Below are 22,694 nucleotides of genomic sequence, written 5' to 3'. Positions count from 1 at the left end.
GTGGCCGGTGGTGCGGGAGCGGCTCGCTCCCGCACCACCGGCCGGGATGTCAGGTGTCCGCGTCGAGGCCGTCCAGGTCGTCGTCGTAGACCTCGCTGACGTCGAAGCGGCAGATCAGCAGCTGCGGGTCGGCCCCCTCGAAGGGCTCGGGCAGCCACTCCCCCGGTTCGGCGGGCTCGGTCGCGGCGACCCAGAGCGTCGAGTCGCCCTCCTCCAGACCGAACTCCTCGCACCGGGCCGCGATCTCGTCCGGTTCGAACTCGCCGAACAGCACCCCGATCGCCGCGTTCACGCCGCCGGCCGGCCCGCCGCCCGGCGTGAGCGAGCTCTCCACCCGCTCGGCCTGGGCCCGCAGCCGCTTGGCATCGGTGACCAGGTAGTCGCGGCGGATCAGCACACTGATCGCCTCGGGCTGCTCAGGGCCGAGGTAGCCGCCGGGGCTCTCGTCGCCGGGGACTTCGAACGGAGTGACCTCGTCGTAGACCTCGTACAGGATCTGGTCGTAGGCGATGGCCGCCGCGGCGAGCTCCTCGTAAGCGGTGGCGACAGCGGGATCATCCGCTGCGGCCGGAGTGGAAACCGCTTCCAGGTGACGGTCGATGGCGGCCTTGACCGCCTCGGCGGCGGCGCGTACCTCGGTGATGGTGGGCTGCGCGGCATCAGACATGGTGCTGACGCTATCTCTCCCAGGTGGCGACACGCACAGGGGTTGTCGCGTACGTCCCCGATTTCGCCGCAACTTACGCCCGGATGTCCGGTCCGGGTGGTTCTGTGACCGGCCGGACGCGCCCCGTAGGACCTCCGCGCGGCCCTCCGCTTGCATCTCCGGCGCCGGTCCGGGGTATCTCGTCACCAGGACCAAAACTGATTGACTGTCACCGCCGTCGGCGACAGTCTCACTGCCAGGAGGAGCACCCCCGGCCCCCGGGGCCGGTCCAGTTGTCGCAGGCAGGTCGTACCCTTGCCTGCATGCGTCCCGCAGGAGGAGAGCGTTGACCCCACCCAAGCTGGTCCGGCAACCGGAGTACGAGTACCAGTCGCTGCGCATGCCGCGCGGCACGACCCGCAATGCCGCCCGGCAGCTGCTCACCGAGCACGCCGAGTACGGGCACTGGGAGTTGGACCGCCTGCGGCTCTTCCCCGACGGCAGCCGTACGGTGCTGCTCCGTCGCCGGATCATCCGGCAGGTCAGGAGCTGGTAGAGCCGGGCAGGCCGGTCGGTCACCGGCCGCCCGGGTCCGGTGCCGGGCCCCTGGACGCCGCTCTGCGACGCCCAGGGTGGTGCGCGCCCGCAGCCGTACCCCCACAGCTACGGGCGCATGCTCAGCCGGTGGGCCGAGCGGCGGCGGTCAACGAGCCCCGACGCGGGAGCGGCGGTAGAGCACACCACCGGCGAGCAGCAGCGCGATGCCGGCCGGCGCGATCAGCTCAAGGCCGTTCGCTCCGGTCGAGGCGAGCTGCTCACGGGCGGCCGACGTGGTGGTCGACTGGGTGGGCTGCTCGGGGATGCTGACCCGGGTGGTGCCGGTGCCCGCCGGCGGGGTCTGGTTGGTGCCGCCGGTGCTCGGCGGCGTGTTACCAGGGGGCGTGCTGGTGGGCGGGGTGCTGCGCGGCGGCGGGGTGTGCTCCGTGCCACCGGGCGGGCAGTCCTCCTCGTGACCGGGCGGGCTGCTGGGCGGGGTGGCGGTGGACGAGCCGTGGTTGCCGCAGTCGTTGCCGAACGCGGGGTTACCGAGGCCGACCACGTTGACCGAGTTCCCGCAGGCGTCCACCGGGACGCTCACCGGGGCCTGCACGTTGTTCCCCGAGGCGACGCCCGGCGAGCCGTGCGTCCCACCCTCCGCCGAGGACCCGGAGCCCGCGGACCCCGAGCCTCCGGACCCCGAGCCTCCGTGACCTGCGTCGCCCGACTCGGTGTTGCCGCAGTGGTTGCCCATGGCCGGGTTGAGCAGGCCGACCACGCTGACCGTGTTGCCGCAGGCGTTCACGGGGACGTCCACGGGAGCCTGAACGGCATTCCCGGAGCCCACCCCGGGCGAGTTCGCCGCGCCGCCCTGGGCCTCGGCACTCGCGTACGCGTAGCCTGCGGTCGAGGCCAGCACGCTGCCGGTGGCGACGGCGGTGAGGATTCCCCTCTTTGCGACCTGTCGCATGTACTCCCCTGACTTGTGATTGTAAGAATTCCTGACGAGGCCTTTGCCCGTACAACCCACAACGAGGCGCACCGGCAAAGGTTGAGCCGAACGGAGCCGACTCACCCGATCGAGTGATCCATCGCCCATCACGTTCACGCCGATCCGGGGCCCCGGGATCCGGTATCCGGGATTCGCGTGAACGCGGACAAGGATGTGCCCCCGGTGGCGGTTCATTCGCCGCCCGAGGGCACATCGATCATGAGACCGGTATCAACAACCGGGTATTGATCAGAAGTTCTGGCAGTTGTTGCCGAACGCCGGGTTCAGCAGGCCGATCACGTTGATGGTGTTGCCGCAGACGTTCACCGGCACGTGCACGGGGACCTGGATCAGGTTGCCCGAGGCCACGCCCGGGGAGTTCACGGCAGCACCCTCGGCCTGCGCACCACCGTGGGCGGCGGCGACACCCGCACCCGCGAGAACCAGCCCACCGGTGGCGGCGGCGACAGCAGCGATCTTCTTGACCTTCATGGGTTCCTCCTGGTCGATTCCGCAACCCGTTCTCCGAGCTGCATATGGGTGAACGAGGGTGTGGCAAACGGGGTACGGAGGCGATCACCCATTCACCCGCAGCGGTGACAGCTCGCACACGTAATCGACCATCTATTGGGGGAAGTATCGTTTCTCCGACGCTTCCAGAGCCGCTCTCCGGTCATTAGCTCCGACAATGCGGACGGCCCGCCCTCGGGAGGGCGGGCCGTCCGCATCCGGTCCGGAATCCGAGAAGCTCTCAGCAGGCGTCGATGAACCTGTCCAGCACGCGCACGCCGAACTTGAGCCCCTCCACCGGCACCCGCTCGTCCACGCCGTGGAACATCCCGGCGAAGTCCAGCTCCGGCGGCAGCTGCAGCGGCGCGAACCCGAAGCAGCGGATGCCGAGGTCCTGGAAGGACTTGGCATCGGTGCCGCCCGACAGGCAGTACGGCACGGCCCGGGCGATCGGGTCCTCGGCGCGCAGTGCGGACTGCATCGCCTCCACCAGGGCGCCGTCGAAGCTGGTCTCGATCGCCTTGTCCGAGTGCAGGCTCTCCCGCTTCACCCGCGGCCCGAGCACCCGGTCCAGGTCGGCCAGGAACTCCTCCTCGTAGCCGGGCAGGAAGCGCCCGTCCACGTGCGCGGTGGCCTGGCCGGGGATGACGTTCACCTTGTAGCCGGCGCCGAGCATGGTCGGCTGGGCGGTGTTGCGCAGCGTGGTGCCGATCATCTTGGCGATGCCGCCGAGCACCCGCAGCGTCTCGTCCATGTTCTCGGGGTCGAGCTCGACCCCGAGCGCGTCCGACAGCTCGTCGAGGAAGGCCCGGACGGTCTTGGTGATCCGCAGCGGGAACTTGTGCCGCCCCAGCCGGGCGACCGCCTCGCAGAGCTCGGTGATGGCGTTGTCGTCGTTCTCCATCGACCCGTGCCCGGCCCGGCCCTCGACCGTGAGCCGCATCCAGTGCATGCCCTTCTCGGCCGTCTCGATCAGGTACAGCCGCACGTCGTTGTTGACCGTGAAGGAGAACCCGCCGACCTCCCCGATGCCCTCCGTGACACCCTCGAACAGCTCGGGGTGCTTGTCGACCAGGTAGCGGGCGCCGTACGTGCCGCCCGCCTCCTCGTCCGCGACGAAGGCGAGCACGATGTCACGCGGGGGCTTGCGCCCCGTCCGCAGCCGGTCGCGGATCACCGCGAGCGTCATCGCGTCCATGTCCTTCATGTCCACCGCGCCACGGCCCCAGACGCAGCCGTCCGCGATCTCCCCGGAGAACGGGTCGTACGTCCAGTCGGCGGCGTTGGCCGGCACCACGTCGGTGTGGCCGTGGATCAGCAGGCCGGGACGGGAGCGGTCCTCGCCCTCGATCCGGACCACCGTCGAGGCCCGTCCCTTGGCGGACTCGAAGATCTGCGGCTCGAGCCCGAACTCGGCCAGCTGCTCCGCGACGTACTCCGCCGCGCCCCGCTCCCCCGGGCCCGTGCCGTCACCGTAGTTACTGGTGTCGATCCGGATCAGGTCGCGGCAGATCTCGGCGACCTCCGACTCGGCCGTCACCTTCGGGGCAGCCACCCGCTCCGCCTTCGACTCGCTCACGGTCACTCCTCGTCTCTGGCCCGGCCGGCGCACCGCCGCGCCACCCCCGGCCCACGGCCGAGGTCCTTCGGGCACGATGCCGCCATCCTCCCTCAGCAATCGCGCCACCCCAAGGCCATTCCCGCGGATCGAAGCCCCATGGCCCCCGCCACGGACGGTTTTGGGCCCGCAAGCCGATCTTTGCTACAGTTATGGAGTCAGCGCGGCGGAGAGCCGCGAGGGCGACACCCGGTCCGGGTGGCGGAATGGCAGACGCGCTAGCTTGAGGTGCTAGTGCCCTTTATCGGGCGTGGGGGTTCAAGTCCCCCCTCGGACACTCAGCTCCATAGGTGAGATGTGCGGACCGTGACTCAACAGTCACGGTCCGCTTTTTCACGTCGTGGACACGATTCAGATCTCCGGGCTGGCCGATCCGTCCGGCGGTGGTGGGGTCGCCCCGTGAGGCCGGCGGCGGTCGTGCTGGTGGATGGCGGTGCCGGCGAGGACGGCCGTCAGGCTGCGGGGGCGGAGCCACTGGACGTCATGGCGATCGTGCGCGCCGAACGGGCGGTACTTGTACGGCTCGTCGCCGCGCAGGAAGTCGAAGGTCCGCACTCCGTGCTCGGCCGCTGCGGAGATGGCTCGGTTGACGAGGACTGTACCGAGGCTCAGGCGGGCGTAGGCCGGGTCCCATCCGCCGTTGTAGTAGGCGAAGGTGTTGCTCCACAGAAAGCCGTAGACCGCTCCGATCACAGTGCCCTGGTGTTCGGCCACCAGTGCCGCGGGCCCGCGGTCTGCGTCGGCGCGCTGCTGGAGCCGCAGGTGGAAGCCTCGCCGCTCGGGGCCGAAGCCGGTGGTGTTCCCCTTGTGGTCCTGGCGCAGCCGGTGCAGCCTCAGCACGGCGTCCAGCACCTCGGCGGTCATGTCCGGCGGCGCCACCCAGCGGAAGGACACCTCCTGCTGGGCGAGTTGTCGCTCGTAGCGGCGGACGTCCTTGCGGAACCCGCTGGATCCGACGGCGGCGCCCGGACCGATCGCCAGCCGGGGGCAGGTGTTCCTGGCGATGCGGCGAGTACCGGGTGGGAGGAGGTAGGGGTCGGCCTCGGGATCCATGGCCGGCAACCAGAAGCTGCTCCACCGAGTGCGGCGACGAAGCCAGGCCCTGACCTCCTCTCGGCGGTGCGGCGCGGCGGGGAGGAGACCGTGGTCGGCCGCGTCGGCCGCGTACCCCAGGAGGGTCCAACTGGTCACGGGCAGCGGGAGCCGATGGTGCAGTCTGCCTCGGACGCGGAGGACCGGGGCCACCGCCTCGACCCGACCGGCTGGCCCGCTCCATACCGCCACCTCGACCGTGGCCGGGGTGTCCGGGTCCATGGTCTCCCAGGCACCGAGCACCCAGTCGGGGGTCATGAAGTACGAGGAGCCGGGCAGCGATGCGACCAGGTCCCGCCAGCCCGGTTCCAGCGGCGCGAGCGTGCCGGGTGTGCGGTGGACCTGCAGGCCGGGGGTGGCCTGCGCAGCAAGCGCGCTGGACGGGTCAGCGGGTCGGGTCATCGCGCGGTGTCCTCCAGCAGGCGTACGAGCCCCTCGACGAACCGGCGGCTCATCTCCTCGATGGTGTAGCGCTGCGCGTCGTTTCCGCATTCGCGTCGCATGGCGTCGAGCTCTCCGGGGTTGCCGAGCAGATCGGCCACGGCGCGGGCGTACTGCCCAGGGTCATCCGGTGCGACGAGTGCGTTGCGGCCGTGCTCCAGGTATTCGAACTCCGGAGCGTGCCACGGCCAGGCGGTCGTGACGACAGGTACCTGGAGGACGAAGGAGTCCACCGCGCACAGCCCCACCAGACCTGGCATCAGCAGCACGTCGGACACCGCCCCGAGCAACGCCTTGCGCGCGCCGAACGCCTGGCCCACCGGGACCACCGCGCTCGATCTGGCCGCCGCTTCCTCGACCAGAGCCCTCTGCTGGCCCGTTCCCGCGACCAGCAGCCGGAACCCCGGCAACCTTGCGGCGATCTCGTCGGCCGCCTCGATCAGGAACGGGATGCGCTTGCTGGGGCTCAGCGCGCCGACGAACAGCCCGGTCCGGCCGGGTGTGAGCCCGTACTCGTGGTGCAGTTCCGAGAGCTGGTCATCCGTCACATTCCGATAGGCCGCGCTGAGCTCGGCGGTGTCGATGGTGTTCTGCACGACCGTCACCCGCTGTCGGGGGAATCCCCGCTCGGTCACCGCCTGCGCACCGCCTGCGGTGTAGGAGAAGAACCAGCTGGCGCGCCGCGTGAGGGCGTACTTGAGCGACTGTTCCAGCCGCGACTGCGGCCGGGTGTAGGTCCGGCCGTGATCCCACATGGCGACCGTCGGCCCCCGGCCGACCAGCTGCCGGAGCAGGAGCGGGTACAGCTCCAGGTTGCGCAGCGACTGGTCGACCACCAGCACGTCCGAGGAGCGCACCAGGGAGCCGAGCCGCTTGTGGACCAGCGGGCGGCCTGCCACATGGGCGCTCCACTGCGGCAGCCGTACCGCGCCCTCGATGTCGACGACGTCCTGGCGCTCGCGCTGATCTCGGTTGTACGGGGCTCCGTAGGCAACCACGAGGCCTACCCCCCGGTCGTTCAGGTCCTCCGCCATCCTCCGGAAGAAGGACTGCCGGAACTCCGAGAGGAACGGCATGATCAAGGTGATCTGTGGACGCCGCGCGCAGTGGCGTGTCGCCCGGTGCTCCGTAGTCATGGTGGATAAATTGCCATAGCCCGACCAACCGGACGTCAGAAGTCCGGTCCAACGCGGGATAAGTGACACATTAGGAGCAGTCATGAAGCACGATGAGCCGACCCGGCGCATCGCCACGAGCCCGCCGGCTCCTCTCGCCACGCTTCCTGATCGCCTCGCGGCCGCGGCCCGCCACAACGCGGGGGGCGGCCTCGGCGCCTCCTTCCCCGCTCCGGTCCGGGCGTGAACCCGGCCGTCAGGGCGAGGCTCGCGCCCTGGTACGCGCGCTGCAACGCCTGGGAGGGTGCAGATGCCGCACTGCGTCGATCCCCGGCTCAGGCCTGGTTCCGGCGCAGGTCCGCGGGCCGGCTCGCCGTCCTCGGCTATCACGGGATCGAGGATGCCGCGGGGTTCGAGGCCCATCTCGACCAGCTGCAGCGCTCTTCGGTGCCGGTCTCGCTGCGCCAGGTCGAGGAGGCCGCGCGCGGCGGTCCGCCCTTGCCGCCGCGCAGTGTGCTGATCACCTTTGACGACGGGGACCGAACCGTGCACACGCACGCCCTGCCCCTGCTGGCAGCGCGCGGGATCCCGGCCGTGTGCTTCGTCATCCCCGGTCTCCTCGGGACCGACCAGCCGTTCTGGTGGGACGAGGTGGAGCATCTGGCCCGCCACGGCGGCACCACCGGCCGTGTCCCCGCCGCCCGGCCCGAGGCCACCGTCCACCTGCTGAAGCTGCTGTCGGAGCACGAACGGCAGCTGGCCCTGGACGAGTTGCGCGCGAGCGCCGCCACGCCCGCGCCCCGGCGACACCAGCTCACCGCCGACGACCTGCAGGAGCTGGAGGCGGGCGGTGTCGTCATCGGCAACCACACCCTGACCCACCCGTGCCTCGACCGCTGCGACGACGACCAGGTGCGGGCCGAGGTGCTGGAGGCTCACGCGCTGCTGAGTCGGGCGCTCGGCCGTCCGCCGACCACCTTCGCCTATCCCAACGGCAACACCGACGAGCGGGCGCACCGCCTCCTCGCCGGTGCCGGGTACCGCTCAGGGTTCCTGTACAACCACCGGCTGGCCGCTCTCGAGGGCCTGAATCCCCTGCGGATCGACCGGCTGGTGGTCTCCACCCGGACCAGCTCGGACCGGCTGGAGACGATCCTGTCCGGCCTCCACCCGGCCGTGTTCAGGGTCGCCCGCCGCGCCGCCCGTACCGCGGCGCACGCGGGTCAGCTGCTCAGCAGCAAGTCCTGACGGAAAGTCGGTTGTGCGGCGATCCGGCGCACGATCCGGAACGAATCCGCAAATGGATGATTTCCGCCGGACCCGCCGCTGACGCGATCCGGCTGCTCGCCCGGCCGACCTATCGTGGACACGACGTCGACGCCTCCGCCGAGAACGGCGCAGCCGGACCTCGATGGGAGAGTCCTTGTCCGTCGGAACCGCAAGCCCGGAGGCGCGCACCAGTTTCAGGGCACTGCTCTGGAACTACTCCGCAGCCGTCGCGGGGGTGCTCCTCCAGCTCTGCTACACGGCCTACACCGCTCGCGTGGTGTCCCCCCGCCACTTCGGTGACTACGCCGCGGCGAGCGCCTCCCTTGCCGCTCTCGGCAACATCGCAGACGCGGGCCTGTTCACCTACCTGCTGCGTGCAGAGCACCTGACCCGGCAGACGGTGCGCACCGCCTACCGCGTCGCGGCGGTCAGCGGCGCGCTGTGCTTCGCCACGACCCAGGCGGTGGCCTCGCTGTGCGCCAACGTGTGGGGGCTGCCGGAGATCGAGCCCACAGTCCGACTGTTCGGGTTGCTCTTTCTCACCGAGCCTCTTCTCTACGCATCCACTGCGGCGCTACGGCGCATGGATCTCGCCCGCTTCGCCTCGTTCACCGAGACGGGCGCGCTCCTCGTCGGCATGGCCGTCGGCTCGGCCCTGCTTGCCGCAGGATGGAGCCCGTACGGCTTGGTGGCCGCTCGGATCGTCACTACGGTGGTGACGCTGGGAATTGCCGGCCTACGGCTCGCCCGCTGTCCGCTACCGGTGGGCCCCCGGGTACCGGCCCGCTCCATGGTCGGAGTGTCCGGGGCCTTCGCCGGGTACAGAGTGATCCAGATTCTCGCCACCAACGTACCCATGTACGCGGTCACCCGCGTCCTCGGGCCGACCGCCACCGGTCAGTACTCCCGGGCTTCGCTCGTGGTGGGGCTGCCGATGGGCACCCTGTGCCACCGCCTGCGCTGCTCCGTCATGCCCTCTCTGGCGCGAATCAACGGCGAAGGCCGGACACTCGGCAACGCCCTGCCCGATCTGCTCAGCGCCGCCTCGGCCATCGCCTTCGTCTCCTTCGGCGTGCTGGCCGCCGTCGGTCCAGCGGCGCTACGGCTCTTGCTGGGGCCCGGCTGGGGAACCGCGGGTGAGTTGATGACGGTCTTCGCCGCGGGCGCGCCGTTGGTGCTGTTGTGTCAAGTCGGCTACACGGTCGATGAGGTCCGCAAAGCCATGGGAGCGCTGCTGCAGACCCAACTACTCGTCGTGGCGATCACGGCCGGTGTCGTCGCGCTCGGGGTAGCCGCGGGCCGAAGCCTTGCGCTCGTCGCCGCGGCCTACTCCGCCGCCTCCGCCGTCGGTCATCTGGCGCAGCTCGTCCGCTGGCATCGCGCACGGCTGTGCCATCTGCCGTCGCTCGTCCGGCCTTATCTCATCCACGCGGCGGTCGGAGGGGCCCTGTACGTCAGCGGATCCCTGGCTGCGCGATGGGGGGACGGGCCGCTGTCACAGATCATGCACGGGCTGCTCGGCATGGCACCTGTTGCCCTGGTGTGCGTAGCAGCCCGGCGCCGGCTTCCCTTCTACTCCACCGCCGTCGCCCGCGGGCTCGTCACCCAGTGAACCGACGCTCTCTTCCGGTACGGGCGAGCTCGAAGCCGGTCACGGACGTCGCAGGAGCGTGCTGATCCTGACCAGCTGCGTGTAGAGCGGCTTCAGGCGATTCTGCGCACGCTCACTGGTGACCCGCTCGATGATGTCACCGCAGAAGTTGAGCAGAGCCCGCTGCGGAGTCTGATGGGTGGCCGACATCATTGCCCCGGCCTTGTCACGGAACTCCTCCGGGGAGGATCTCCAGAACCACGACAGCGGATCAGCAGCACAGCCGTACATACGCTGGAAACCCATATCCTTCTCATGGATGAGATGCCACAGAGTCAACCCGCGGATAATGTCCGGGTCGGTGAGGAAGCGACGCCACGGCGCGGTGGGGATACTCCGGACATAACTGCCCATCTCCATCACAGGCACGGCACGAACCGCATAGTTCATGATCGGCTCCTCCGTCGAGAACGTCGGCCTGCCTTGCTCGAATCGCACCAGCGACAGCTTCCACGCCCTCTCGATGCGCTCCAGCAGCAACGGCGTCCAACGCTCCGGGACGGCGTAGAAGTGACCGCCGTACATCCCGTGCTCGAGCGTCGCCTCTCCCAGCTCCGGATACATCTCCGCACATGTCTGGCGATATCCCTTGAACTTGTCCGAGGACGGCTTCTGGAGATCCTGAAGCCGCTCCCCCTGCACCCCGACCGCCTCACCGAGCGAGGCCACCAGATCATCGAGAGGGCGCACACAGAGAACGTCCGGATCAATGAAAATCTGGAGCCCGCCCTTCCCTCTCAGCTTCTCCAGAGCATCGAACAGGAAGAGCGAACCTCCCCATTTTCCGAGGCCTTCGGGGGGACGATGCCCGAAGTGTGCCAGCACGATCTGGACACCCAGTCGATCCAACTGGCCGCAGAACGGCTCCGGCAGGGAATCCGCCGAGACAAGCACAAGGTCGACATTCGGGTTCCAGCGGCGAATCGAAGCGAAACACACCACGATGCATCGATAATAAGCACACATGGCATCTTCTCCGATCCTGCCCTTGGACAGGGGATTCTGAGAGGACGGCATCCTGGCGAAGGCGACAGCCACGGTAATCCTGGGGAGTGAAGCTGACATCGAATGATCTCCATCACTTCAAATAGCCACCATTCGGCCCACTCAACGGCACGCTAGCGCAACGTTCGATACCGATCCGACTTCGGCGGGCCCGACACACCGGTCACGCCCCGATGGCCTAACGTCGGCAGCCGCTCCATCCGGTGCCTCGACTTCAGCCACCTCCCTTGGCCGATAGGCGCAAGCCGGACGGACGACCGGCCATCGACACACGTGCCGCCTTGCGAGCTCACGGACGCTGCTGGGCATATGCTCCAGGCCGGCGATTGGTTTCACCGCCTTTCTGTGCACGTATCGCAAAAAGGGGTGCCAGATGCTTTCCCTTGATGTTTCCGTTCCGGCCCTGCTCGTGAAGATCGGCCACTATCCACTGCATCACGGCGGCGTAGCGGCGATCCGCACCCTGGGACGGCTCGGGGTACCGATGTACGCCGTCACCGAGGACCGCTTCACTCCAGCCGGCGTCTCGCGCTATCTCAGGGAGGCCTTCGTCTGGCCGACGACGGGTGCCGAAGACCCGGAGAGGCTCGTGGCAGGCCTGGTCCGGATCGGTCGGCGGATCGGGCGCCGCACTCTGCTCATCCCCACCGACGAGCGAGCCGCAGTCCTGATCGCGGAGCACCTGGACGAGCTCGCGGAGTACTTCCTCGCGCCGAGAACCCCGGCGGGACTGACCCGCCGGCTCGCCAGCAAGCAGGGGTTGTACGAGCTCTGCCTGCAGCACGACGTTCCTACGCCGGCGACCACATCTCCCGCCCACTACAGGGAGATTGAGGAGTTCGCCGCCAGTGCGCGCTTCCCGGTCATCGCCAAGAACCGGGACCCGTGCGCCCGGACGGTCGAAACGCCGCTCCGCAGGACCACCCTCGTCGCAACCCCCCGCGAACTGCTCACCCGGGCAGCGGAGTGGGGCCGGCAGCCCGAGGTGATCCTCCAGGAGTGGCTGCCGCGCAGCGAGGCCGAGGACTGGGCAGTCCAACTGCACCTCGGGGCGGAGTCCGGTTCGCGGCTGCTGTTCACCGGGGTCAAGGTCCGCTCCTTTCCCGCGGATGCGGGGATCACGGCCTGCGCGTACTCGGTACCCAACACTCAGCTCGCGGAGATGGCAGCAGACTTCTGCAAAAAGATCGGGTACGTGGGGGTCGCCTCTCTGGACTGGCGCTTCGACCGCCGGGACGGACAGTACAAGCTGGTCGACTTCAATCCGCGGATCGGCGCTCAGTTTCGCGTCTTCGAGACCGAAGGCGGAGTTGATGTGGTGCGCGCACTGCACCTGGAGATGACGGGACGTCGGACTCCGGAATCACCGCCGGTCAACGGACGCCGGTTGATCGTCGAGCACATCGACCCACGGACGCGGTGGGCTTACCGGCGCAACGGCTACACCTCCCCGTCGGCCCCTGCGCGGGCCACGGAGACGGAGTGGGGCTGGTGGGCAAGGGACGACCTGGCGCCCGTCCTCGCCATGCTCGCGCGCTCCGTCCCGTCAGCAGCTCGCATGGTGGCCGGAGCCTGGCGCGAGCGTCGCGGCATCGGCAGGTAGACCGGGAGGCAGGACCTCACGGTCGTACCCGCTCCTGGGCGCGTCGAACGTCTGGACAGTCCGATCGGTGATGGTCCAGGCTTCGTCCCCATGACCGAGTCCTCTGCTCGTACCTCCGTGAGTACACAACTGATCGAGGCGACCGTGGCCACGGCCGAGGACATCGCCCGGATACTCCGGTCCACCCCTTACGCGACGGCTCGAATACCGGGAGCAGCGTGGTCCGTGGGTGAGGCGGCAGCACACCTCGCACTGGCCAACCAGCTGATGGCGGAGGTCGCCCGCGGCCTGGACCGCCCCTACGGCGACGGAACCCCGGCGGGCCTCGCGGCGGCCAACGCCGAATCGCTAGCGGCCTACCCCGAGCGCGACCCGGCCGTCCTCGCCGACGCGATCGTCCACCACACCCGTACCTTCGCCGAGGACAGCGCCGCTCGGCCCGCCACCGAGCCCGTGCTCACCCCGATGGGCCCGATGGACCTGGAGACGCTGGCCTCCTACCTGCTCACCCACATGCTGGGGCACGGATACGACCTGGCCCGCGCCCTGAAGCAGCCGCACATGATCGACCGCGAGCGCGTCGACCTGTCCCTTCCGTTCCTCCTCACCGCCATGCCCCGCGTCGTCGACCCCCGCGCGACCGCCGGCCGCCACGCCCGCTACGCGATCGGACTGCGCGGTGGCGCGCGCTTCGGCGTCACCATCGCCGACGGCACGGTGACGGTCACTCGGCAACCGCCGCACCGCCCCGACTGCACGATCGTCTCCGAACACGTCACCTTCTTCCTCATGGCCCTCGGTCGCTGCACCCCCATGCAGGCCATCTCCCGGGGCAAAACACTCGCCTGGGGCCGCAAACCCTGGCTCGCACCCGGCTTCCCCACGTACTTCAGGGCGCCCTGAGGCCCGGGGCTTTCAGGACTGCCACGCGGTGGCTGTTAATCGATGGATTCGCACTCCTCGGGTTCGTACATTGTGGCGAGTCACAACCTCGTCGCCGGGAGCGGATCATGCACGTGCAGTACCCCCGCACGCCGCATCTCCCCTGGTCTCCGGGCGCGGCGTCGGACGACGTACGGGTCGGTGAGCTGTCAGGGCTGCGGGGCCAGGAGGTCGTGGTCACCGAGAAGCTCGACGGGGAGAACACCACCCTCTATCCGGACGGGCTGCACGCCCGCTCGCTGGATTCCGCACACCATCCGTCACGGGCCTGGGTCAAGGCCCTGCATGGGCGGATCGGCGCGGCGATCCCGCAGGGGTGGCGGGTGTGCGGGGAGAACCTGTACGCGCGGCACTCGATCGCGTACGAGGAGCTGGAGAGCTGGTTCTACGGGTTCTCCGTCTGGGACGGCGGGGACCGCTGCCTGGACTGGGACCGGACGGTGCTCTTCCTGCGCCGTCGGGGAGTGCCGACGCCGCGTGTGCTGTGGCGCGGCACCTTCGACGAGCGGGCACTGCGAGCACTGCGGCTGGACACCGAACGGCAGGAGGGGTACGTCGTCCGGACGGTCGAGGGCTTCGGCCGGGCGGAGTTCACCCGGCGGGTGGCCAAGTGGGTGCGCCCGAGGCACGTACAGACCGACACGCACTGGATGCACGCCGCCGTCGTGGAGAACGGGCTGGCCCCGGCCGCCGCCCTGTGGGCGGTGCGTTCGGGCGCGGCCCCCGATGTGCCCGCCCTGCTCGCGGCCGTGGGGATGGCCGGGGAGGAGCCGGCCTCCGCCGAGGCAGCCGTGGCAGATGTCTCCGCCAGCCTTGATGCGCTGGGGCGTTCGGGCGACGCGCGGCTGGCCGGTGTGCTGGCCGCGTTGTTGCGCGACGCCCGGCGGGCCTCGCTGGCGCCCCGGCTGATCGGGCCCTTGGGCCTGCCGCTGGCCCGACGCGTCGCCGATCTCGTCGGGCTGCACCCCCGCCTGCACCGCCCCTACCCGGACGAGGAGCGCCGGACCGGTCTGGTACGCATGTCGCTCGCCGCCGATCTCGGAGTCCTGCACGCGGTCGCCGCAGCAGCCCTGAACGGCAGTGCAGGTACGGAAGTTACCGAGGCGCGTGCGCAGATCGACTGGTCCGCACTGTACTCCGAGGACGCCGGCCTGCTCGGCGAGGCGCCGCTCGAGCCGCTGCGGGCGGGCCTGCGCGAGGCGCTCTCCGGCCTGGAGACCGAGGCGGCAGACCGGTGCTGGGCCGAGGCGCGGGAGGCGTACGCCCGGGGGCGGATCGCCGTCGTCGAGGAGGCCGTGGCGGCCGTCTGGCGCTGGCGGTCCGGGGGCTTTCCGCGGCTGATCCACCTGGTCGGTCCGTCCGGCAGCGGGAAGAGCACCTTCGCGGGCCGTCTCCCCGGTGTCGACGCGCACGTCAGCCTCGACGACCTGCGCGCGGCACGAGGGTCCCGCGCGGACCAACGGGACAACGGGGACGTCCTGCGGGCGGGTCTGGACCGCCTGGACCGCGCCCTGGCCCCCGGCGCAACCGTGGTGTGGGACGCCACCTCTCTCAACCAGCACCAGCGGTCCCTGGTCCAGGCGGTGGCGCAGCGCCGCGACGCCCTGGTCACGCACGCGGTCGTGCTGGTCGAGGAGGCCGAGCTGACCCGCCGCAACGCGGGCCGGGCCCACCCAGTGCCACCCGACGTGCTCGCCTCGCAGCTGCACCGCTTCACCCCGCCGTACCCCGGCCAGGCGCACCGCACCTGGTACGTCGGGCCGGACGGAGACGTCGGAGACGTCGCCGGCACGCTCGGTGGAGCTGCCTCGCTCGAGGGGGAGGGCGTCTGATGCGCACGAGCGAGGAGATCTACCACCGGGTGCGCTGGGACCCTCGGTTCGACCCGGGCAGGTTCGTGCTGGGTGTCTATCAGCGCGGCGCCGCCCCCAAGCGGATACCGCTCGACACCTTCGCCCCGGGAGGCGACATCCCCTGGCACCGGGTGCTGTTCGTCGAGGCGGACGGCGAGCTGGTGTGGGACCGGTCCGCCGGGGTGGACCGGCTCGATGCGATGGAGGCCGGCCGGGTGAGGGACCCGCGTCGGCTACGGGCGCCCTTCTTCACGGCCAGGACGCCGTACACGTGGGAGCCCGCCGCCGGGTGGCGCCCCGCGGACGGCACACCGACGACGGCCGCGCCGGCCACGGCGAGCCTGCGGGTGCTGACCTGGAACACCCTGTGGGACCGGTACGACAGCGACCGGATCGACACCGCCCGGCGCCGCCCACTGCTCCTGGCGGCTCTGGAGGAGGCCGACGCGGACATCATCGCCTTGCAGGAGGTCGAGGCCGGGCTGCTCGCCATGCTGACGCAGGCCCCCTGGGTCCGCGCGGGCTACACCCTGGGCACCGACCCGACCGGGCGGGACGTCGAGGACAGCGGGCTGCTGCTGCTCAGCCGGCTGCCCGTACGTGAGGCGGGGTACCACCTCCTCGGCCCGCACAAAGCCGTCACCGCCGTCACCGTCCAGGCCGCCTCCGGCCCGCTCGTGGTGGCCGCCACCCACCTGAGCAGCGACCACTCCGACCAGGGAGCAGCCCGGCGGCAGGCCGAACTGGCCCGAATCACCGAGGGGTTGGCCGGCGTGGACGGCAACCTGATCCTGGTGGGCGACTTCAACGACGGCAGCGACGGCCCGGACGGCCCGGCCGCCGTGCTCGGGATGCGGGACGCCTGGACCCAGGCCCACGGGCCCGAGGACCGGACCCCCACGTTCGACCCGGGCGTCAATCCACTGGCTGCGGTGTCCTCACTGTCCGGCCGGGCCTCCCGGCTGGACCGGGTCCTGCTGCGTGCGGGCGGGCCGCAGGCGACCCGAGCCCGCCTTCGAGGCGACTCGCCCGCGCCGGACGGGCTGTTCGTGTCGGACCATTACGGTGTGGAAGCGGAACTGAGCTTCGGTGGGGCCGAGCCCGCCGACGTCCTCGACGCCGCACCGACGGCCCGCACGGCGGTGGCGTGGATGCCGCCCGAGGAACTCTGGCCGACGATCCAGGACATCCGCTGGGAGCACGATCCCCAGATCCGCCGGTGGCCGCCGCACGTCAATCTGCTCTTCGGTTTCGTGCCGGAGTCCGACTTCGAGCGAGCGGCCCCACTGCTCGCCGCGGCGGCGGCCGGAACTGCGGCGTTCACCGCCCGGCTGGCCGGGGTGCACAGCTTCAGGCACCGCGAGGACGCCACGGTCTGGCTCGACCCGGCAGCGGCCGGCGACAAGCCTTGGGCCGAGCTCTACCGGGCGCTGGAGGAGCGGTTCCCGCGCTGCCGTGGTCGCTCCGAGGGTTTCACCCCGCACCTGTCCCTGGGCCGGACCCGGCAGCCGCGGCAGCTCGCCGCCGAGTGCGCCGCCCGGCTCGGCACCATGTCGGCACGAGTAGGGGACGTTGTCCTGCTCTCCCGCCGGGGCGGCGAGCCGATGCGGCCACGGGCCACGATCGCGCTGGGCACGGGCGAGCTCCGCTGGCTTCCCGAGGCCGGCACGGGCAAGCCCGCCACCGACGGCGACGACGCCCGGGACGCTCGCGCGCAGCAGATCGCCCAGCGTGTCTCCGAGGCGCTGCACGAAGGAGTCGTCCACGTCGTCGGATCGCGGCGGATGGGCTGTGCCCTGGCCGGGGCGGACCTCGACCTCGTGGCGGCGCTCCCGGGCGACGTCGACATGTCGGAGGTCCTGGCGCGGGTCGCCGAGGCGGTGCCGGACGCCACCCGGATGAGGCAGGTGACCGGCAACAGGGTGCCGGGCCTACGGCTGAGCATCGGGGATCCGGACACCGGTGGTCTGGACGTCGACCTCGTCGTGGTCGGCACCGGAGCGCTCGCCCCGGCCGAGGCGGTGGCCCGTCGCGCCGAGCTGGGCGAGGCTGCCGCCATCGCGTTGAGCGCGGTCAGCGACGCGGACGCGGTGCGCGCCGCGGTCGGCCATCACGCCGACTTCGCCCGGCTGGCCCGGCAGGTGAAGGCATGGGCGAAGGCGCGCGGCCTCGACTCGGCCCCGTTCGGCGGACTGCCGGGGCTTGCCTGGTCCGTGCTGGCCGCTCGGACGACGCGCGAGGCCGGGGACCTTGCGGACGATGAGCTGCTCCGGCACTTCTTCGGCACCTGGGCCGCCTGGGACTGGCGGGAACCGGTCGGCCTCACCACCACGACCGACCAGGCGCCCTCGGCGGCGGTGTCGGTCACGACGCCGACCCGTCCGGTGCGAAGCTGCACCGAGCAGGTCGGCTGGGGCGGCCTGGACCTGCTGACCCAGGAGCTGTACCGAGCCTGGGAGATCCTGGAAGCGGCAGCCGAGACCGGCGCCGACCCATGGCCCGAGCTGCTCTCGCCCCCACCCCTGCACCGTCGGCACGCGGCCTGGGCGGTCCTGGCCGTACACCCCGTCCACGCCGAGGAGTTCGAGGAGACCGTGGGCCGCGTCAGAGGTCGCATCCGGGCCCTGCTCACCGCCATCGAGGGCATCGGAGCAGCGGACGCCCATGCCTGGCCCCGCCCGTTCGAGACCGGACCGGCGGTGACCCGGTACGCGATCGGCCTCGGTCACACACCGCCGGACACGGCCCGGCTCACCGAGATCGCGGAGCGGTGGGGCCGGGGCCTGCCCGGTGTGGAGCTCACGGTGGTCGAGTGCGGCGCCGTGCCGACCCTGCACTGACGGGAGAGAGCCCGGACTGCGCTCAAGGGCGATCGGGGGCGTCGGCGCCCGTGGCGGCAGCATCCGGGCCGGCGGCATCCGGGCCGGCGGCGCCGCGGGTGCCCCGACGCCGGAGGAAAAGCGCCACCGCGATCAGGATCGCTCCGACCACACCGCACACGATGGGCAGGATGGTGCCCACCAGCGAGATGGCGTCGCGGCCGTCCTTGGCGTCGTCCGCAGCGCCCTTCACGGAGTCGGCGGTCTGCTGGTAGGAGACGTCGGAGACCGGCAGCAGCGGAAGGAAGGTGCCGTCCTTCGGGGCGACGACCCCGGCCACGCGCTGCTGGGAGCGGTGCGTGTCGACCACCACGCCGGTCTCGGGCTCGATCCAGAAGGTGTCGGCGCTCTGCAGCGTGTAGGAGAGCGGCACCGGATCACCCAAGGTCGGCAGCAGTGCGGCCAGTTGCAGCTTGGCCGCGGCCGAGAGGGTTCCGAGCTGGGCGACCAGCGCCAGGGTCTTCTGCGGGACGGCCGGCGGCAGCCCGGCGAGCACCTCGGTGTCGGTGATGCGGGTGGGAGGCAGACTCGCCTCGTACACGTAGGTGTTGAGGCCCGACTTGCTCTCCGTACGCGAGTACGTCAGCGGGGTCGTGGTCTTGGTCTCCGGCCGCCATCCGGTGTACGTCGTCTTCTTCGACCCGATCGGCCAACTCACCGTCAGGCCCTGGGCATCGACCACCGTCCAGCTCGAGGGGTGGCTGCTGGCCGGCTCGAGGGTCTTGCGGTTGACGGCATACTGCCAGGTCGTCTTCTCGACCGCGTTGCCCGCGGCGGTCGTCGTCCGGCTGTCGCTGACCAGGGCGGTGTTGCCCGAGGTGGCCTCGACCTTGACGGCCCGCTCGATGGCCAGCGGGACGTTCTGCTTGACGGCCGACACCAGGTTGCCCTTCGCCACCTCCTGGGCGTCGAGCAGGGTCTTGAAGGTACCGGTGTAGGTGCGTTTGGTGTCGGTGTCTCCGGGCAGCCGGGCCACGTAGTTCGGCGTGACGAAGTACGCGAGCACGAACGCGCCGGCGATCAGGACCGCACCGACCACGACGGCGATGACTCGGAGCACGTTGTTCGTCCGCATGATCCGCTCTCCCGGTGAAGTCGGTCCGTGATGCTGCCCTGCCTGCGCCCAGTGTTCGGCCCACCTCGCGCTCGCGCCACAGCAGCGGGGCTCCCTCCTCCGGCCGTATGCACCGCCTGTGACCAGCACAGATGTGACCGAGCGAGGCTTCCTGACACCGCGCCGGCCCGACTGCCGTCCGGGTGACCCGGCTCCACCCCGAACCTGCGAGAGGTGCCCGGCCGACCGGCCGGACACCTCTCGCAGAGCCGGAGCCGGCCCGGACGGTCACGCAGGGGTCGTCGGGGTGAGCACCACGAAGTCCGCCCCGGACGGGTCGACGCAGACGGCGAGCCGCCCGACGCCCTCCGCGTCCTCCGGGCCCATCTGCACGGTGCCGCCGTTCCCGGTGACCTTGGCGACCGTGGCGTCGCAGTCGGCTACCGCGAACACCGGGTGCCAGTAGGGCCGGCCGCCGGTCAGGGTCAGCATCTCCGACGGGAGCTGCATGAGGCCGCCGTGCATGCGCTCCTTGGGGAGGCCGCCCGGGGTGATGAGGACGTACGTCCCTCCGCCGCCCGGCAGGTCCATGTCCTCGTACTGCCAGCCGAAGAGGCCGCTGTAGAACTCCTTCGCCGCCGCCGCGTCGGTGGTGTAGAGCTCCGTCCAGCTCAGGCTGCCCGGCTTGTCGACCGTCTCCAGGCCCGGGCTCTTCCCCGGCTGCCAGACGGCGAACTGACCGCCCTGCGGGTCCGTGAGCTGGGCCATCCAGCCCCACTCCTCGGCACCCATCGGGGCGACCCGCACCGTGCCGCCCGAGCGCTCCACGGCCTTGGCGGTGGCCTCGGCGTCGGCGGTGTTGAAGTAGATCATCCAGGCCGAGCGGGCACCCTCCTCGGTGAGCCGGCCGATTCCTCCGACGGTCTTGCCGTCCAGCTTGAAGAGGCTGTACCCGCCCGCGTCCTCGCCCATGGACTCGCGCTCCCAGCCGAACACCGCGCCGTAAAAGGCCGCCGCCGCATCGACATCGGGGGCACCGAGATCGAGCCAGCACGGCGAGCCGGGAACAAAGTCAGTGGTGATCATGAAAAAAAGTCCCTTCGCAGATCCCTTTCACAGGTCCCTTCTCGAATCAGCCTGACACCCGTCACTGCCGCTCGCCCTCCGGCCGGACGGTTCGTGAACGTCCCGTCCGGTTGCCGTCGACCGGTGCCGCGCGGAGGCTGGTTATGCCGACTGCTCTCGAGGCAGCGCCCGCCGAATCGCGGCGGGCAGTCGGGCCTGACTCCCGGGCCACATCGTTCCCACCCGAGTGAGACGCTCTCCCGACCTGAGGACTACCCGATGCTTCCCGTGATCTACGTCCGCGGTTTCGGCGGGGGAACCCGCGGAATCGACAAGCAGGTTGACGACCCGTTCTACGGATTCAACGACGGATCGACCCACATCCGGATCGGCGGTGACGGCTCCCCGCAGTACTACCAGTTCGAGAGCCCGCTGCTGCGGCTGTTCGCGGAGGACGGCTACCAACCGCTGGTCTCCGGGGACCCGAAGGCCTATCTGGAGTCCCGGGAGGCGGACACCGTGCCGGCCGGGACGGTGTGGATCCACCGCTTCTACGACGAAGCCGCCGACACCTTCGGCAAGGAGGCCGTCGACTTCAACATCGAGAAGGCCGCCGCCGACCTGTACGACCTCGTCCAGCTCGTCCGCTCGAGGACCGGCGCCCCGAAGGTCATCCTGATCGCCCACTCGATGGGCGGCCTGGTGTGCCGCAGCATGATCCAGAAGATCTCCTACCTGCCCAAGGACGGCGCCCCACGCACGCCCGGCAAGGAGCTGGTCGACAAGCTGTTCACCTACGGCACCCCGCACGGCGGCATCACCTTCGAGGCCGGTGGCGGCCTCTTCGACTGGGCCATGGAGACCTTCGGCCCGTCGGGCGCCGACATCTTCGCCCCGGAGTTGATGTACGGCTACCTGTACCGCGGCGCGAAGTGGGGCGACCGCGCCCCCGACACCTGGCGGCCGAACGAGGTCCCGGAGGAGGACTTCCCGACGGACCGGATCTTCTGCCTGGTCGGCACCGACCCGGCCGACTACGGAGTCGCCAAGAAGGCGGTCGGCCCGAAGAGCGACGGCCTGGTCGCCATCGAGAACGCCTATGTGCACAAGGCCCACCGCGCCTACGTGCACCGCTCGCACTCCGGCCGCTACGGGCTCGTCAACTCCGAGGAGGGGTACCAGAACCTGCGCCGCTTCCTGTTCGGGGCCAGACGGGTGGACGTCGGCTTGTCCGGGCTGCAGCTACCGCCGTCCGGAGCCGACGGCGAGGTGGTCTGGCAGGCCGAGGTGCAGCTCTCGGTCCGGGGCCTGCCGATCGTGATGCACGAACAGCTCGCCGCGCACTACTGCCCGATCCAGTTGAACGCGGAACAGGACCGGCAGTCGCTGCGCCCCGACGGGCAGGTGCCGCTCACGACCGTCTTCCTGCTCGACCCGGCGAAGTTGGGCCACGACCCGCTGACGCCGCCACCCGCCCGCTGCCGCTACGCCCTGCACCTCCGGGTGATCCGGCTGGAGGAGAAGCACGGGCTGCTCTTCTGGCGGGACCACCTCGCCCAGGCCGCGGACTGGGACGACATCCTGGTCGTCGACATCGGCCGCCAGGACGGCGAGGCGACCGGCTCGCTGCAGGCATGGGCCGCCTGGAACTCGACACTTCCCGGGGCCATCGCCGACCACGACCCGGTCAGCGAGAAGCCCATCGGCCTGACGAACGGGACGGTGTCGGTACCCCTGCCGCCCAGCGCCACCAGGATCCTCGGGGACCAGGCGGCACTGACGCTCGCGATCGACACCTGGAGCTGACCGTCCGTCAGCCGGACTGCCGTGTACACAGATGCGGGTCGAGGTCCTCCTCGACCCGCATCTCCGCCTGCTCCGCCGAGTAGTCAGCCCTGCACCGCGGCCGGGTCCATGTAGAGGACCTCCCAGAGGTGACCGTCCAGGTCCTGGAAGCTGCGGCCGTACATGAAGCCCTGGTCGCTGGTCTCGTTGGAGGGCCGCGCGCCGGCGGCGAAGGCCTTGTCGACCAGCTCGTCGACGCGCTGCCTGCTCTCCACCCCGAGCGCCACGATCGCCTCCGTGCTGGTGGTGGCGTCGGCGATCTCCTTCTTGGTGAAGTTCTTGAAGAACGGCTCCACGAGCAGCATCGCGAAGATGTCGTCACCGATGACCAGACAGCCGGCGTTCTCGTCGGTGAACTGCTGGTTGAAGGTGAAACCGAGCTTGGTGAAGAACTCGATCGACCTGGCGAGGTCCTTGACGGGGAGATTGACGAAGATCTTCGTGGCCATGGGAATCCCACTCTCTCTCGTGATCGAACGGTGCGTCAGCACCCTCAAGCCGCTCACAGCATGGCAGCCGGGTACGACAGAGCCCGGACCTCCGCGGCGGCCTCAGCGTGTCGGGCAGTGTTGCGCGAA

At 70.5% G+C, this 22,694-nt stretch carries 19 protein-coding genes and 1 tRNA gene; 10 read left to right on the top strand and 10 right to left on the bottom strand.

The window, feature by feature from the left end:
• Positions 1-49 precede the first annotated feature (49 nt).
• Positions 50-667 (bottom strand): hypothetical protein, encoded by a 618-nt coding sequence (locus FB465_RS29320; protein ID WP_145795363.1) that lies wholly within the window; start codon positions 665-667, stop codon positions 50-52.
• A gap of 340 nt (positions 668-1,007) precedes the next feature.
• Between FB465_RS29320 and FB465_RS29315 the strand changes: the two genes are divergently transcribed.
• Positions 1,008-1,202: a DUF5703 family protein gene (locus FB465_RS29315; RefSeq protein ID WP_266301036.1), complete on the top strand. Its 195-nt coding sequence runs from the start codon at positions 1,008-1,010 to the stop codon at positions 1,200-1,202.
• Positions 1,203-1,349: 147 nt separating this feature from the next.
• On the opposite strand, the gene FB465_RS29310 is transcribed toward FB465_RS29315, so the two are convergent.
• The 3 genes from FB465_RS29310 to FB465_RS29300 all read right to left on the bottom strand — a co-directional run bounded on the left by FB465_RS29310 (position 1,350) and on the right by FB465_RS29300 (position 4,263).
• Positions 1,350-2,153 carry a chaplin gene (locus tag FB465_RS29310; RefSeq protein ID WP_145795359.1) on the bottom strand — a complete coding sequence of 268 codons (804 nt, stop codon included), beginning with the start codon at positions 2,151-2,153 and terminating at the stop codon, positions 1,350-1,352.
• Positions 2,154-2,423: 270 nt separating this feature from the next.
• The gene (locus FB465_RS29305; RefSeq protein WP_145795357.1) at positions 2,424-2,666 is read right to left on the bottom strand and encodes a chaplin; all 243 of its coding nucleotides are present in this window, start codon (positions 2,664-2,666) and stop codon (positions 2,424-2,426) included.
• Positions 2,667-2,925: 259 nt separating this feature from the next.
• Entirely contained in the window at positions 2,926-4,263 is a 1,338-nt protein-coding gene (locus FB465_RS29300) for a M20/M25/M40 family metallo-hydrolase (protein ID WP_145795355.1), read from the bottom strand.
• Positions 4,264-4,494: 231 nt separating this feature from the next.
• Between FB465_RS29300 and FB465_RS29295 the strand changes: the two genes are divergently transcribed.
• Positions 4,495-4,579 (top strand) — tRNA-Leu (locus FB465_RS29295).
• A gap of 74 nt (positions 4,580-4,653) precedes the next feature.
• Here FB465_RS29295 and FB465_RS29290 read toward each other — a convergent pair.
• Entirely contained in the window at positions 4,654-5,796 is a 1,143-nt protein-coding gene (locus FB465_RS29290; RefSeq protein ID WP_170290716.1) for a GNAT family N-acetyltransferase, read from the bottom strand.
• Positions 5,793-6,911, bottom strand: coding sequence for a glycosyltransferase family 4 protein (locus FB465_RS29285; protein ID WP_145795351.1), 1,119 nt, complete (start codon positions 6,909-6,911; stop codon positions 5,793-5,795). The genes FB465_RS29290 and FB465_RS29285 overlap by 4 nt, the downstream gene beginning before the upstream one ends.
• A gap of 142 nt (positions 6,912-7,053) precedes the next feature.
• Here FB465_RS29285 and FB465_RS36030 point away from each other — a divergent pair, with 142 nt between their 5' ends.
• The 3 genes from FB465_RS36030 to FB465_RS29275 all read left to right on the top strand — a co-directional run bounded on the left by FB465_RS36030 (position 7,054) and on the right by FB465_RS29275 (position 9,831).
• Positions 7,054-7,197: a hypothetical protein gene (locus tag FB465_RS36030; protein ID WP_170290715.1), complete on the top strand. Its 144-nt coding sequence runs from the start codon at positions 7,054-7,056 to the stop codon at positions 7,195-7,197.
• The gene (locus FB465_RS29280) at positions 7,194-8,198 is read left to right on the top strand and encodes a polysaccharide deacetylase family protein (protein WP_145795349.1); all 1,005 of its coding nucleotides are present in this window, start codon (positions 7,194-7,196) and stop codon (positions 8,196-8,198) included. The genes FB465_RS36030 and FB465_RS29280 overlap by 4 nt, the downstream gene beginning before the upstream one ends.
• A 175-nt stretch (positions 8,199-8,373) precedes the next feature.
• A complete protein-coding gene (locus tag FB465_RS29275; protein ID WP_170290714.1) occupies positions 8,374-9,831 on the top strand; it encodes an oligosaccharide flippase family protein in 1,458 nt (485 codons plus the stop codon).
• A gap of 39 nt (positions 9,832-9,870) precedes the next feature.
• Here FB465_RS29275 and FB465_RS29270 read toward each other — a convergent pair whose 3' ends face one another.
• The gene (locus tag FB465_RS29270) at positions 9,871-10,908 is read right to left on the bottom strand and encodes a hypothetical protein (RefSeq protein WP_145795345.1); all 1,038 of its coding nucleotides are present in this window, start codon (positions 10,906-10,908) and stop codon (positions 9,871-9,873) included.
• 340 nt (positions 10,909-11,248) lie between these two features.
• Here FB465_RS29270 and FB465_RS29265 point away from each other — a divergent pair, with 340 nt between their 5' ends.
• The 4 genes from FB465_RS29265 to FB465_RS29250 all read left to right on the top strand — a co-directional run bounded on the left by FB465_RS29265 (position 11,249) and on the right by FB465_RS29250 (position 18,113).
• On the top strand, positions 11,249-12,478 hold the full coding sequence (locus FB465_RS29265) for a carboxylate--amine ligase (protein ID WP_145795343.1): 1,230 nt from the start codon (positions 11,249-11,251) through the stop codon (positions 12,476-12,478).
• A gap of 90 nt (positions 12,479-12,568) precedes the next feature.
• On the top strand, positions 12,569-13,381 hold the full coding sequence (locus tag FB465_RS29260) for a maleylpyruvate isomerase family mycothiol-dependent enzyme (RefSeq protein ID WP_145795341.1): 813 nt from the start codon (positions 12,569-12,571) through the stop codon (positions 13,379-13,381).
• Positions 13,382-13,488: 107 nt separating this feature from the next.
• Complete coding sequence (locus FB465_RS29255) at positions 13,489-15,252, top strand: RNA ligase family protein (RefSeq protein ID WP_145795339.1); 1,764 nt, start codon at positions 13,489-13,491, stop codon at positions 15,250-15,252.
• Positions 15,252-18,113: a poly(A) polymerase gene (locus FB465_RS29250; protein ID WP_145795338.1), complete on the top strand. Its 2,862-nt coding sequence runs from the start codon at positions 15,252-15,254 to the stop codon at positions 18,111-18,113. Before FB465_RS29255 ends, FB465_RS29250 begins: the two co-directional genes overlap by 1 nt.
• Positions 18,114-18,135: 22 nt before the next feature.
• On the opposite strand, the gene FB465_RS29245 is transcribed toward FB465_RS29250, so the two are convergent.
• Together FB465_RS29245 and FB465_RS29240 are read right to left on the bottom strand one after the other, a co-directional pair.
• Positions 18,136-19,227: a PorA family protein gene (locus tag FB465_RS29245; RefSeq protein ID WP_145795336.1), complete on the bottom strand. Its 1,092-nt coding sequence runs from the start codon at positions 19,225-19,227 to the stop codon at positions 18,136-18,138.
• 267 nt (positions 19,228-19,494) lie between these two features.
• A complete protein-coding gene (locus FB465_RS29240) occupies positions 19,495-20,292 on the bottom strand; it encodes a VOC family protein (protein WP_145795334.1) in 798 nt (265 codons plus the stop codon).
• A 258-nt stretch (positions 20,293-20,550) separates the two neighbouring features.
• Here FB465_RS29240 and FB465_RS29235 point away from each other — a divergent pair, with 258 nt between their 5' ends.
• On the top strand, positions 20,551-22,077 hold the full coding sequence (locus FB465_RS29235; protein ID WP_145795332.1) for an esterase/lipase family protein: 1,527 nt from the start codon (positions 20,551-20,553) through the stop codon (positions 22,075-22,077).
• 83 nt (positions 22,078-22,160) lie between these two features.
• On the opposite strand, the gene FB465_RS29230 is transcribed toward FB465_RS29235, so the two are convergent.
• Complete coding sequence (locus tag FB465_RS29230) at positions 22,161-22,565, bottom strand: VOC family protein (protein ID WP_145795330.1); 405 nt, start codon at positions 22,563-22,565, stop codon at positions 22,161-22,163.
• Between the last annotated feature and the right edge of the window lie 129 nt (positions 22,566-22,694).

Origin of the sequence: Kitasatospora atroaurantiaca, assembly GCF_007828955.1 — a bacterium.
GTDB lineage: Bacteria > Actinomycetota > Actinomycetes > Streptomycetales > Streptomycetaceae > Kitasatospora > Kitasatospora atroaurantiaca.
The sequence above is the reverse complement of the archived record's forward strand: the minus strand, read 5'-3'. Positions and strand labels throughout refer to the sequence as shown.

Coding starts and splice junctions, on each gene's coding strand:
- FB465_RS29320 (WP_145795363.1), bottom strand. CDS start 667: ATGTCTGATGCCGCGCAGCCCACCATCACCGAGGTACGCGCCGCCGCC.
- FB465_RS29310 (WP_145795359.1), bottom strand. CDS start 2,153: ATGCGACAGGTCGCAAAGAGGGGAATCCTCACCGCCGTCGCCACCGGC.
- FB465_RS29305 (WP_145795357.1), bottom strand. CDS start 2,666: ATGAAGGTCAAGAAGATCGCTGCTGTCGCCGCCGCCACCGGTGGGCTG.
- FB465_RS29290 (WP_170290716.1), bottom strand. CDS start 5,796: ATGACCCGACCCGCTGACCCGTCCAGCGCGCTTGCTGCGCAGGCCACC.
- FB465_RS29285 (WP_145795351.1), bottom strand. CDS start 6,911: ATGCCGTTCCTCTCGGAGTTCCGGCAGTCCTTCTTCCGGAGGATGGCG.
- FB465_RS36030 (WP_170290715.1), top strand. CDS start 7,054: ATGAAGCACGATGAGCCGACCCGGCGCATCGCCACGAGCCCGCCGGCT.
- FB465_RS29265 (WP_145795343.1), top strand. CDS start 11,249: ATGCTTTCCCTTGATGTTTCCGTTCCGGCCCTGCTCGTGAAGATCGGC.
- FB465_RS29260 (WP_145795341.1), top strand. CDS start 12,569: ATGACCGAGTCCTCTGCTCGTACCTCCGTGAGTACACAACTGATCGAG.
- FB465_RS29255 (WP_145795339.1), top strand. CDS start 13,489: ATGCACGTGCAGTACCCCCGCACGCCGCATCTCCCCTGGTCTCCGGGC.
- FB465_RS29250 (WP_145795338.1), top strand. CDS start 15,252: ATGCGCACGAGCGAGGAGATCTACCACCGGGTGCGCTGGGACCCTCGG.
- FB465_RS29245 (WP_145795336.1), bottom strand. CDS start 19,227: ATGCGGACGAACAACGTGCTCCGAGTCATCGCCGTCGTGGTCGGTGCG.
- FB465_RS29240 (WP_145795334.1), bottom strand. CDS start 20,292: ATGATCACCACTGACTTTGTTCCCGGCTCGCCGTGCTGGCTCGATCTC.
- FB465_RS29235 (WP_145795332.1), top strand. CDS start 20,551: ATGCTTCCCGTGATCTACGTCCGCGGTTTCGGCGGGGGAACCCGCGGA.
- FB465_RS29230 (WP_145795330.1), bottom strand. CDS start 22,565: ATGGCCACGAAGATCTTCGTCAATCTCCCCGTCAAGGACCTCGCCAGG.